General features: G+C 48.6%; 9 protein-coding genes, 1 rRNA gene and 1 pseudogene. 4 read left to right on the top strand and 7 right to left on the bottom strand.

Going from position 1 to position 12428, the window contains the following annotated elements; genetic code table 11:
- A 5S ribosomal RNA gene (gene rrf, locus ACRC53_RS05510) occupies positions 1-82 on the top strand; the annotation flags it as partial.
- Between the two features lie 201 nt (positions 83-283).
- Here rrf and pssA read toward each other — a convergent pair.
- Both pssA and ACRC53_RS05500 read right to left on the bottom strand, forming a co-directional pair.
- Complete coding sequence (gene pssA, locus ACRC53_RS05505; RefSeq protein ID WP_438640356.1) at positions 284-1642, bottom strand: CDP-diacylglycerol--serine O-phosphatidyltransferase; 1359 nt, start codon at positions 1640-1642, stop codon at positions 284-286.
- A gap of 113 nt (positions 1643-1755) precedes the next feature.
- Positions 1756-3237 carry a cobyric acid synthase gene (locus tag ACRC53_RS05500; RefSeq protein WP_438642538.1) on the bottom strand — a complete coding sequence of 494 codons (1482 nt, stop codon included), beginning with the start codon at positions 3235-3237 and terminating at the stop codon, positions 1756-1758.
- A gap of 115 nt (positions 3238-3352) precedes the next feature.
- Between ACRC53_RS05500 and cobO the strand changes: the two genes are divergently transcribed.
- Positions 3353-3946 (top strand): cob(I)yrinic acid a,c-diamide adenosyltransferase, encoded by a 594-nt coding sequence (gene cobO, locus ACRC53_RS05495; RefSeq protein ID WP_438622451.1) that lies wholly within the window; start codon positions 3353-3355, stop codon positions 3944-3946.
- Positions 3947-3974: 28 nt separating this feature from the next.
- Here cobO and ACRC53_RS05490 read toward each other — a convergent pair whose 3' ends face one another.
- From ACRC53_RS05490 to trxC, 3 genes are all read right to left on the bottom strand, one after another.
- Positions 3975-6626, bottom strand: a complete 2652-nt coding sequence (locus ACRC53_RS05490; protein ID WP_438642537.1) for a bifunctional acetate--CoA ligase family protein/GNAT family N-acetyltransferase — start codon at positions 6624-6626, stop codon at positions 3975-3977.
- A 70-nt stretch (positions 6627-6696) separates the two neighbouring features.
- Positions 6697-7443 carry a tRNA-uridine aminocarboxypropyltransferase gene (locus tag ACRC53_RS05485; RefSeq protein WP_438642536.1) on the bottom strand — a complete coding sequence of 249 codons (747 nt, stop codon included), beginning with the start codon at positions 7441-7443 and terminating at the stop codon, positions 6697-6699.
- An 81-nt stretch (positions 7444-7524) separates the two neighbouring features.
- Positions 7525-7950: a thioredoxin TrxC gene (trxC, locus tag ACRC53_RS05480; protein WP_438642535.1), complete on the bottom strand. Its 426-nt coding sequence runs from the start codon at positions 7948-7950 to the stop codon at positions 7525-7527.
- A 719-nt stretch (positions 7951-8669) separates the two neighbouring features.
- Between trxC and ACRC53_RS05475 the strand changes: the two are divergent.
- Positions 8670-9878: pseudogene (locus ACRC53_RS05475) on the top strand (tRNA/rRNA methyltransferase); the annotation flags it as partial.
- A gap of 146 nt (positions 9879-10024) precedes the next feature.
- On the opposite strand, the gene ACRC53_RS05470 reads toward ACRC53_RS05475, so the two are convergent.
- Positions 10025-10282 (bottom strand): YfhL family 4Fe-4S dicluster ferredoxin, encoded by a 258-nt coding sequence (locus tag ACRC53_RS05470; RefSeq protein ID WP_438642534.1) that lies wholly within the window; start codon positions 10280-10282, stop codon positions 10025-10027.
- Positions 10283-10400: 118 nt separating this feature from the next.
- On the bottom strand, positions 10401-11252 hold the full coding sequence (locus ACRC53_RS05465; RefSeq protein WP_438642533.1) for a MurR/RpiR family transcriptional regulator: 852 nt from the start codon (positions 11250-11252) through the stop codon (positions 10401-10403).
- 278 nt (positions 11253-11530) lie between these two features.
- Between ACRC53_RS05465 and murQ the strand changes: the two genes are divergently transcribed.
- The gene (gene murQ, locus ACRC53_RS05460; RefSeq protein WP_438628962.1) at positions 11531-12421 is read left to right on the top strand and encodes an N-acetylmuramic acid 6-phosphate etherase; all 891 of its coding nucleotides are present in this window, start codon (positions 11531-11533) and stop codon (positions 12419-12421) included.
- Positions 12422-12428 lie beyond the last annotated feature (7 nt).

The raw sequence follows: 12428 nt of genomic DNA, 5'->3' as shown, positions 1-12428 counted from the left end.
CCATGCCGAACTCAGCAGTGAAACGCCGTAGCGCCGATGGTAGTGTGGGGTCTCCCCATGCGAGAGTAGGGAACTGCCAGGCATCAAATAAGTAGAAAGCCCATCCGAAAGGATGGGCTTTTTGCGTTTGGGATTTTGGACGTTTTAGGCTGGGTTACAACATGAACTTGGCTGGATTTTTTGTGTATCCCACAAGCGCGTTTTTTAAGGCTCTGTTTTTATCGCATAAAAAAACCCCGTAAAGACGGGGTTAGTTAATATCAGCAGAATGGTATGACAGGGGTTACAGAATTTTATTGATGAGTCGGTCAATACGCATGCGGCTTAAGCGGCGGATCAGTTTTTTGACCGGTTCTGGGTAATCACTGAGTGTTTGTAACTGCTGATAGTGCGTGATATGTGTTGTGTGTTCACGGATATGCTGCAATTCGGTATGACGCTGTGTCTGTAATTCAGCTTGTGGATCATGAATTAAGAGTGCGTTTTCTAAATCTAATCCCCATGCTCTTGGGTTTAAATTGTTGCCAGTGAGCAACTGCCAACGGTTATCAACCCAAACGCCTTTCAGGTGATAGGTGTTGTCTTGATCTTTCCAAAGCCGGATCGTGAGTTGATCATTTAAAATAAAACGCTGCAGACGGCTCATAAAACGGCGCAGGTTTATCTCATATAAATAGGGCAGTGCGCCTATCACTCGGAATTTCTCTTCCGGTGAGAGATAAAAATCGTTAGCCGTTTTATCCCCGATAATAATTTCAACACGCTTGCCCAGTTGTAATAACCGATGAATAATTTTTACCAACGGAGCGGGCAGATTGAAGTAAGGGGTACAGATGGTCAGTTGTTCTTCTGTTGACGCTAATAGGTCTTGAATCGCTTCATTAAGTTGACTACGTTTTCCCAACCCACACAACGGGCGAATGCTGAGACATTCATTGTTATTACAGGTGCCGTATGTTTCGTAGGTAGCGGTTTTAAGAGCATGGCGCAGTTGCTTGATGGCAACTTTGATCTCTTGCGTCGTCGGTTTGTCATTGCGATCAAGGCGTTGTACCGCACCGGCATTCATCAGTGAGTCTTGCATAAATTTGACCATGCTATTGGCAAGGTCTGGGTGGTGAATTTGATGATAACGGTCGTAGCGGTATTTATCTTGTTTATGCAGATAAACATTATTCAGGCTGGCTCCGCTGTAGAGCACGGTGTCATCAATCACAAAGCCTTTGAGGTGCAATACACCTAAGGCTTCACGGGTATTCACCGGAACGCCATAAATGGGGATTTCACTGTCTGGATGTGCCGCAGCCTGATCTGTATACCATTGTGCATTGGTTGATAAGGCGCTTTCACCAATACGCCCGCGCTGGGCGCGATGCCAGTCAACAAAGATTCTGATATCTAAGTGTGGTGTTGTGGCTTTGGCGCTGTAGAGTGCGTGTAAAATTTCCTGACCGCCCTCATCATTTTCTAGATACAGGGCCGCGATATAAATACGTTGTTTGGCGAGCCCGATAAGATCGAGCAGACGCGTACGAAAATCATCTGTTTTAAACAGAGTGTTTACACTGTCTGCCTGTAGTGGAAAGCAGGGCAGTAGCTCAAGGTGTTGCTGATTTTTGTTGCGTTTTAGTTTTGACAGCATCACAAGAATACTCAGTTCATCAAAATGTATTGGTTAAATAATCACGGTATCGAAGCAATACGTTGAACCGTTAAAAATACCATGTTTTGAACATAATTTCCGCTTTTACATGATTAATGCGGGCGTGCAGGGATCAGTAACGCATCGAGATCGATATGTTCTTCTATGGCATCGGCAATGCGGTTAATCGCAACTTCATGTAAAGCAAAGATATCAACGGTTGCTGCATTATGTAAGCCGGCCCATTGTAGCCAGTGTTGGCAGGCTTTTGGATGATCAAATAGACCGTGCCAGTAAGTGCCGATAATCTGTTGGTCTTGGCTGATACAACCATCTTGCTGACCATTGTCATTGTGTATGACAGAATGATTTGTTGGATGTTCAGTTTTACCCAGATGAATTTCATATCCTGTGATCGGACAAGGGTTTTGCTGTGGTAAATGGAGCGTACCTTGTACGGTTTTTAGCTGCTTTTCCGTTTCTAATGTGGTGCTAACGGGGAGCAGGCCAAGACCTTTGCTGCTTCCTGCGTGGCCTTCAAGACCTTTAGGATCATGGATCCATTCACCGAGCATTTGATAACCGCCACAGATCCCGAGTACTTTTCCCCCGTACCGTAAATGTTTTTCAAGGGCTTTATCCCAGCCATTTTGTTGCAAAAAGGTCAGGTCATTGCGCACTGATTTTGTTCCCGGTAGAATGACGAGATCGGCGGCAGGCCAAGGCTGGCCTTGGGCGACAAACTGTACATTAACTTGTGGGTGTGCCCGCAGGGCATCAAAATCGTTGTGGTTACTGGTGCGGGTGAGCACGGGGATAACAATATTGAGCTGTGTGGTTTCGTTGGTGTTTTGTTGTGCATTGATGGCATCTTCTGCTTCTAAGTGCAGGTTGTGCAGATAGGGAAGTACACCAAATACTTTTTTACCGGTTTTTTGTTCTAACCAGTCAAGCCCGCTATGCAGCAGGGTGATATCTCCGCGAAAGCGGTTAATAATAAAACCTTTGACCCGCTGTTGTTCACTTTCAGACAGCAGTGCCAGTGTGCCGTACAGGTGGGCAAAGACACCGCCTTTGTCGATATCGGCAATAATAATAACCGGGACATCGGCCTCTTCAGCAAAACCCATATTGGCAATATCCCGATCTCGCAGATTAATCTCTGCGGGGCTGCCAGCACCTTCAATGATTACTGCATCGTATTGGTTGGTCAGGATATGGAATGACTCCAATACTTTACCGAGTAACTCTGGTTTGTGGTGGTGATAAACCATGGCATCCATATTGGCAAATACTTTGCCCTGCACAATGACTTGTGCCCCAATATCGGTGTTGGGTTTGAGCAGTACCGGGTTCATGTGAATAGAGGGTTCAATATTGCAGGCTTGTGCTTGCACTGCTTGTGCTCGGCCAATTTCGCCCCCTTCTTTGCTGACGGCGCTGTTCAATGCCATGTTTTGTGATTTGAATGGGGCTACAGCAAATCCGCGCCGTTGTAGAACGCGACACAATCCGGTGACAAAGGCGCTTTTACCGGCATCAGAGGTGGTTCCCTGAACCATAAGGGTAAAGGCTGGATGCAGTGTTTTGTTCATACGGGCTGTTATTCCATTCAAAAAGAGTAAAAACAGTTTAGCTTACCGGAATTTGGTTGTGTTGCGCGAATAAAATGGCAAAGTGTGTTGCAGAAGGTAATTCATTATGGAGCAAATGACAGTGGCAGATCGTCATCAGGAACGGCAGCAACGGCTGAAAGAGAAGGTCGATGCGAAAATTGCTAATGCACAGGAAGAGCGCGGATTATTACTGGTCTTAACGGGCAACGGGAAAGGAAAAAGTACCGCGGCAATGGGAACGGTAGCGCGCGCAGTCGGGCATGGGCAAAAAGCGGCGGTTGTGCAGTTTATTAAAGGGAATTGGGATAACGGTGAGCTTAATTTGCTGTCACCGCTTGGGGTTGAGTTTCAGGTGATGGCGACCGGTTTTACGTGGGAGACACAAAATAAGGCGCTGGATATGGCGGCAGCACAAGCAACTTGGTTGCATGCGCTGCGGATGTTGGCTGATCCGACGTTGGATTTAGTGGTACTCGATGAACTGACTTATATGGTGCAGTATGATTATCTGCCGCTCGATGAGGTGGTTCAGGCGATAGCACAGCGCCCGACAGAACAAACGGTAATTATTACCGGACGCGGCTGCCACCGTACCTTGCTTGAAATGGCAGATACAGTGACGGAGATGCGCCCAGTAAAGCATGCTTTTAATGCGGGACTAAAAGCACGCAAGGGGATTGATTGGTAATTGCCAAACATGGAGAACCTTGGGTGATCTAGTGGGTGTTCTTACCTGCATTTTCGTCAATGGGTAGCAGTAAGCTGACAATGCCCTCTTCAAGTTGCATATCGATACTAAAGCCGAGCTTTTGCGCAAGGGTGATCATGCCGCGGTTGGTGGGCATGGTTATTCCTGAAAGCAGTTTGACTCCTGTACTGCGGGCATAGTTCACCAATTTGGTGAGTAACATGCGCCCGAGCCCCAGCCCTTTGAGATCAGATCGTACCAGTAGAGCAAATTCAGTATCAAGGTTATCTGGATCAGCCAATGCGCGGGCGACACCAATAATTTCAGCGGTATCGCCGGTATGCCGAACGGCAACAAAGGCCATTTCTCGGTCGTAATCTATTTGTGTCATGTGTGCTAGATCTTCATGGCTGAACTCACCAATTTCACTGAAGTAGCGGCGGTAGAGATCTTCTCGGGTCACCTGGTTGATAAATTCACGGTGCAGAGGTTCATCTTCGGGCAAGATCGGACGTAACATGCAGAGCGATCCATCGCGCAGGTGAGTGATCTCTTCGAGCTCTTTAGGGTACGGACGGATCGCTAAGCGGGTATAAGGATCGCGCTGACGGGCGGTCAGTTGCAGAGTGACATCGAGTAGGGTCATATCGCTGCCGGTTGCAAGTAACGGGTGGATATCAAGAGTTTCAATTTCAGTGCAGTCTAGGATCAGATAAGAGACCTGTACTAGCAGACGACTGAGCGCATGAATATCTAATGGACTACGATTGCGGATTTTACCACTTTTCAGTGCGCTGACAATCAGATAGCGGGCGAGCGTCATATTTAAAGGAGGCAGTGCAGCAACTGCGTCGTGCTCCATATGCCATTCTGATCCGCCTTCTCCGAGTAAAATCACCGCGCCGAACACGGCATCTTGAATGACTTTGACGCGCAGCTCTTGCGATCCGGTACGCGGGGCCATCGGTTGTATCGCTAAACCAAGCAGGCTGGCAGACGGAAAGTGCTGCTGACAGCGTTCGATAATGGCATCTGCAGCTTGCTGAACTTCATGGGCGTTGCGCAGATTAAGCATGACGCCCTGCACATCAGATTTATGTGCAATATCAGCCGATCGTAATTTTACGGCCACCGGATAGCCGATCTGTTCTGCAATATGTACGGCTTCAGCACTGTCGGCGGCAATCAGTGTGTTAAGGGTATGCAGGTTGTAAGCGTGTAAAATAGGCTGTGCCTGATAGGTGTCTAGCTGATAGTGCTGTTGTTCTAGTGCATTGTGTAATAGCTGATGGGCAAGAGTGGTATCTATCGGTAAACCGGCCAGAGATATGGGGGTTTCCATTAACTGTTTTTGGTTACGCCGGTAAGAGACGCGGTGCATAAATGCGGCGATAGCGCCTTCAATGGTCCGGTAGGTGGGAATTCCGTGTTCGGTAAAATGCTGGCGCGCGCGCTGTGAAATTTGCTCACCTGACCATGTAGTGAGGATATCTTTGTGCCGCCCTTGTGGGTGTTGTTGCAGCAGTTGGGTGATCTGCTCGGCTGTATGGGTAACGGGTGCAATAGCACTGGGTGCATATAACAGCAAGATCCCGTCACACTGGGGGCTGGAAAGAAGCATATCCAGTGCTTTTAGGTAGCGATCTGGGGTGGCATCATCACGTAAATTTAGCGGGTTTCCGGCTGGCAACTGCAGTGCCGCTTCCAGCGCTTGCTGTTCGGTTTCTGTTAATTGTGCCAGTTTACCGCCTCTGCTAAGCAGCTCATCTACCGCCATGGCTGCAGGGGCTGCGCCATTGCTGAGAATAAACAGCCGTTCCCCTTTCACTGTCAGGGTATGGTGCAGAGTTTCTACTGCGGCAAACAGTTCGTGGGTATCTTGTACACGCAGCAGACCTGCACGAGCAAATGCGGCATCATAGACACTGTCTAATCCTGATGAGCCAAGCAATTGGCGGGATTGAGGTGTACGGCCACTTTTTACCACCAAAATGGGTTTATTGCGTGATGCAGCACGTGCCGCCGATAAGAAGCGTCTGGCATCTTGCAGCTCTTCAAGATACAGCAAGATGGCGGAGGTTTTGCTATCGCGGGCGAGATAGTCGAGCAGATCATCAAGATCGACATCAAGGCTATCGCCCAGGGCAATAAAATAGGAAAAACCGATATCTTGTGGGCGTGCCCAGTCGAGGATCGTGGTGGCGACTGCCGTTGATTGCGAGATAAACGCCAATTTTCCTGTGCGGGCAGGAATCGGAGAGAAACTGGCATTTAGCCCTTGCCATGGGGCAAGAATACCTAAGCTGTTTGGCCCAAGCAGGCGCATGTTATAGCGCAACGCTTGTTGCCGTAATGCTGAATAATCGCGGCTATCCCCCGACAGTAGCAGTACTGCTTTACAGCCCTTTTCACCTAACTGTTCGAGTAAACTGAGGTTGTGCCGTGCGTGGGTGCAAATAACCGCCAGATCGGGGATCAACGGTAAATCGGCAATACAGGCATACGCCAATACCCCGCTGACTGCCTGATAGCGGGGTGTTACCGGCAAAATTGGCCCGTTAAAACCACCTTCAAGTAAGTTGCGCATCATCAGAAATCCGGCTCGGCCGGCACGGGTTGATGCGCCAATAACAGCAATAGATTGCGGGCGCAACAGCGCATGTAAACCTTGTTGACTCATGTTGACCCTCATCCGTAAGGCTGTACATTTTGAGATTAGGTTATCTTGGTGGCTTTGTGTGCAAAAAGCATCAGCGTTCTGTTGTCGCTGTGATCGAATCGATCCGGCGATTAAATTTTCCGGCCAGATAGTGCTGTTTGAAGCGAACAAAGAGTGTATCGAGTGCTTGTGCCGCTTGCTGATCGTTGGCCATTAGCAGCAGTTGAGCTGCCACTTCAGCGGTACACAGTTGCTCATCAGTACTGGCCTCACGTAATTGGTATTCTGATTGTGAGGTTGGGCGCAGTGGCAATACTGGAAACTGATCCAGATAAGGGCTTTTACGGAACATTTTCCGTGCTTCAGTCCAGGTTCCATCCAGCATAATAAACAGCGGTTTAGTGGCAAAAGGGCGCAGAGTTACTGCTGGATTTGGCGGTGTAAGCGGGTTGGGTGTTGATGTCAGCAGATCATGCACCACACGCTCGGGCGCGGCATAGCTCTCTGGGAAGATGATATACGGTTGCAATGTTGGGTCTTGCAGCAGCGCCAACAGTGCTGGATTAATCTCGGTACGTGACCACAAAAAGGCCTGCGTATCGGGCAAAATGTCGGCAATTAAACGGCCGGTGTTGCTCGGTTTTAGCGGCTCAGTATCATACATTATCAGACAAAACTGGCTGTTTGCTGATACTGGTTGAATATGCGCGCATAAACAGTGTGATACAGCCAATAAACAGCGTTGGCAACGAACAACGCGGCATCCCCTTGCTAGAAATGGCCGCGTTGAGTGTGCTAAGCGTGCTTCACGCAGAGTAAGAACAGCATTCGGTAACATAAGTAACCCAGATAAAAAAGCATGGGTTATTGTAGACCGTTCCGTTATTACCGCAAATGCAGCACCTTAATGGGGATTGCGTTATTTTTGCAGGGCTTGATCCAACCATGCATTAAACTGTGCTTTTGGCAGCGCACCACTAAGCATTTCAACCATTTTACCCTGCTTAAAAACCATTAATGTAGGGATACTGCGAATACGAAAACGCGCACTCAGTTGCGGGGCACTTTCAGTATCTACTTTAACGAAACGCACTGATGTTGCCCGCTCTTTGGCGACATCACTAAAAATAGGGGCAAAATTTTGGCATGGCCCACACCACGGCGCCCAAAAATCGACCACGACCGGAACATCATCACTAATCAGTGCATCAAAGGTGGTTTCACTGGCATTAATGACTGCACCATCAAACAGTTCATGATTACAGCGGCCACATTTAGCACCATCATTCAAACGCTCTTCAGGTACGCGATTTTTAGCTTGGCAGGCCGGACAGACAGTATTCATGATTCCCTCATTAAAATGCGATAAGTTGCACATATTGTATGCAGTTGTTTTTTCTTACTATAAGGGAGCATAGCGTAAAAGACGACATGATTTTACCTATGAATATGATAGAGAATAACGTGGATAGATAACCTCTTTTACTGTGATCGGTGCTACACTGTGCCGAATAATTTGTTGCTTGCTGCCAAAGGGAAGGGCCGGTAAGCTGCGCGGCCTCATTTTTTGGAGAAGCACTGATGACTGACGATCGCAAACCGCGTTCAAACCCAAATGATTCAGGTTACGAAAACCCGTACGGTAACCGTGGATCGCAAACTGATAAACCTCGCTTTGAACGTGATGGCGAGCGTAAGCCACGTTTTAATGATGATCGCCGTAATGATCGTCCGCGCAATGACGGTGATCGTAAGCCGTATGCTGACCGCAAGCCATACGCCGGTGACAAACCACGCTTTGAGCGTGACGGTGACCGCAAGCCATATGCCGGAGACAAACCACGCTTTGAGCGCGACGGTGACCGCAAGCCATACGCCGGTGACAAACCACGCTTTGAGCGCGACGGTGACCGCAAACCATACGCCGGTGACAAACCACGCTTTGAGCGCGACGGCGACCGCAAGCCATACGCCGGTGACAAACCACGATTTGAGCGCGACGGCGACCGCAAGCCATACGCCGGTGACAAACCACGATTTGAGCGCGACGGTGACCGCAAACCGCGTTTCAACGATGATCGTCGTAGCGATCGCCCGCGCACCGAGCGTGATGGCGAGCGTAAGCCGTATGCCGGTGATAAACCGCGTTTCAACGATGATCGTCGTAGCGATCGCCCACGCACTGAGCGTGATAGCGAGCGTAAGCCGTATGCCGGTGATAAGCCGCGTTTTGAGCGTGGTAGCCAGCATGATCGTCAGGCTCGCTCCAATGATTCGGCACGCAGCAGCGAAAAGCCACGCTTTAACCGTGAAGAGGGAGCTGATGGTCAGGTTCGTTTCGTGCGCCAAGAGCAGAGTGCTCGCCCAGTACGTGAATCACGTCCGCGTGGTGATAAAACACTGAGCCTCAAGCGCGAAGCGGCAGCAACAGAGACCGAGTTCCGTACAGTACCAAGCGATTTTGGTATTGATCTTGATCTGTCTGGCATCCCGATGCACAACGATATCGATATGGAGCAAATTCGTCGTCAGCGTGCGGAAGAGACCCGTATCTACGGTGAAAATGCTTGCCAGATGCTATTTGCAAAACGCCCTGAAGCTATCGTGCGCGGCTGGTTTACCCAGCAGGCCACCACACGTTTTAGCGATACACTGCGCTGGATGGCACAAAACCGTAAAGCCTATCATCTGGTTGATGATCAAGAGCTGAACAAGGTTGCGGGAAGTGATCATCATGGTGGAGTGTGTCTGCTGATTAAAAAGCGTGAGCCACTGAGCCTGACTGATTATTTGGTACAGCCGCGTGAATCAGATTGCCTATTGGCACTTGAAGATGTGGGTAATCCACACAATCTGGGCGGTATCATGCGCTCTTGCGCACACTTTGGTGTTGATGGTGTTGTTATGCGCAATGCCGGTATGCTGGAATCTGGTGCGGCAGTACGTACTGCTGAAGGCGGCGCTGAATACCTGCAACCAATCAATACCGAAGATTTTGCTGCGGGTTTGGATCAGTTGCGTCGCGCCGGTTATACCATTGTGACAACCTCAAGCCACCAAGGGCAGTCAGTGTTTAGCACTGAGTTGCCGGCTAAAGTGGTGATTGTCTTTGGTGAGGAGCGTTCAGGTATCAGTGCTGATACTCAGGCGCAAGGTGATCTGGCATTATCCATTCCGGGTACTGGCCATGTTGAAAGCCTGAACGTTTCAGTTGCGACTGGCGTGTTGCTGGCCGAGTGGTGGCGTCAGCATGGCGTAAAAGCGAAAGCCTGATATATTGGCGATATACGCTGATGATATGCAGATAAAATAAAAAGCGGGCAGATTATGCCCGCTTTTTTTATCTTTCTCATAGCACATGTGTTATATATGACAGTGTAGTGGAAAAGCTGATAACGTACTGATTTTTTTATTTATTATTATAGTTTATCAGCGTGGTGTAGTAGCGTAAATTTTTCCCATAACTGTTCATTTGTTTCAGTATGTTCAGGGTGCACAATAATACAATCAATTGGACAGACCTTTATACAAGTTGGTGTTTCATAGTGGCCAACACATTCAGTACAGAGGTTAGGATCTATCTCATAAATCAGCTCACCCATTGCGATAGCTTTGTTAGGGCATTCAGGCTCACACATATCGCAATTGATGCATTTATCAGTTATCAGCAGTGCCATAGTTGTTCCGCTATTTTTCAAGTTTGTGGTGTACTTTTGTGCTTATTGGCTGCCGGATTGACTCAATCATGCTGACTACACTATACACATAAACATTAATTATACCTGTCTGCAGATATCACACCAATTTTTTCACCAGCTCTTCACTGTATAAAATCCGGTGGCGTGCATTGCCCACATCACGCTGTACTAGCCCCATAAACAGCAGATCGGTCATGGCCAGTTGTGCGGTACGTGAAAACATGGCCGAACTGCGCACTGCCACTTCATCCGCAACGGTATACAGGCAGTGTGTGGCCAGCGGGTGTAGCGCATTAGGTTGGTAGCCGGTGAGTGCTAGTACCGGAGTGCCTTGTTTAAGCGCCTCTTGGACTACACCATTGACTTCACGTCGGCTACCAGAAAAAGAGATCGCCAACAGCAAATCGTCGGGTGACAAGGTTTGAGCAATGGTCAGTTGCACGTGGGGATCGGTTTCTGTTAGCGCAGTTATGCCAATTTTCAGTAATTTATAGCTGAAATCTTTTGCCACCAGCGCCGATGAGCCAATACCACACAGTAAAATCCGTTTAGCGCCAGTCAACATATTTACTGCATGATCCAGCGCCAATTCGGGGTTTAGCTGTAATGTGGCTTGCAGTGTACGAATACTTTCGGCAATCAGCTTTTCGCCTACAATCGGTAGCGTGTCATCACTGCGGATTTGGTGATGAAGTGTAACACCGTGACTCTGCTGCTGTTGCAGTACCACCGCTTCTCCCAGTGCTAAACGCAGTTCGGTAAATCCACGGTAGCCCAATTTTTGGGCAAACTTAACGACACTTGATTGGCTGACATTTGCAGCTTTAGCCAGTGCTTGTGAAGACATATCCCGCGCTTTATCTGGATGACTTTGCAGAAAAAGTGCCAGTTTTTGCTCGCTATGCGACAGCGTATTCAACAGTTGTTGCAGTTTTAGCAGGCAGCTCATCCAAAGGTCCTTATTTTTATCCGCTCGGTACTTTTATACCTTGTACCAGAAAATGAGAAAAGCCGTTATTACGTTGGCAGAGGTTCTGGCATAGATAAACACTGATATGCTCTGCATCCTATAACATAATGATTTTTATGCTTTTTATTTTATCTGTTTGATCTGGCGACAGATAGTTTGTGATTAAACGCTCATTATTCCAACAATAATTTGTTTCTTGGAATATATTATTCCATTATTTGTTTAACGAAGTAATTAAATATTTAAGCGAGTCACATATGAATCTAGGTCGTTTAGTCTCAGAAAGCCGTAACAGCAATACAATGGATTTAGATACTCTGCCAACGGTTGAGATGTTACAGCGTTTCAATGAAGAAGATCAGCGTGTGCCTTTGGCGGTAAAACAAGAGCTGCCAGCTATTGCCCGTGCTGTTGATGTGATTACTGCGGCATTTCAGCAGGGCGGCCGCCTGATTTATATGGGGGCCGGTACCAGTGGCCGTTTGGGGATCCTTGATGCCTCTGAGTGCCCACCAACCTATGGCGTACCGCACGGTATGGTGATTGGCCTGATTGCGGGGGGCGAAAGCGCCATTCTCAAAGCGGTTGAAGGAGCAGAAGATGACGCGCAACTGGGCGCTGATGACCTGCGCAATTTACAACTGACAGCAAAAGATGTGGTAGTCGGCATTGCTGCTTCAGGCCGAACCCCGTATGTACTGGGTGGGTTAGCTTATGCACGCGCTACTGGTTGCACCACCGCTGCGGTCTCATGCAACCCTGATTCGCTGATTGCAGATGCCGCTGATATCGCAATTTCGCCGGTTGTGGGTCCAGAAGCATTGACGGGTTCAACCCGCATGAAAGCCGGTACCGCACAAAAGCTAGTGCTGAATATGCTGACGACTGGCGCCATGGTCAAGTTGGGTAAAGCCTATCAAAACCTGATGGTGGATGTGAAAGCCACAAATGAAAAATTGGTGGATAGAGCCTGCCGTATTGTGATGGAAGCGTCTGGTGCAACCCGTACCGAGGCCGAGGCGTTATTGCAGCAAACTGAGAATGAAGTGAAGCCGGCCATTTTAATGCACCTGACCGGGCTGAGTGCTGAAGCGGCTATCGCCCGTTTACAGCAGACCCACGGATACTTGCGCCAAGCGTTAAAATAATAACAAG

Origin of the sequence: Plesiomonas sp., from assembly GCF_051652165.1 — a bacterium.
Lineage (GTDB): Bacteria > Pseudomonadota > Gammaproteobacteria > Enterobacterales > CAMTGL01 > Plesiomonas.
Note: the sequence above shows the minus strand (reverse complement) of the source record. Positions and strands in the feature narration are given on the sequence as shown.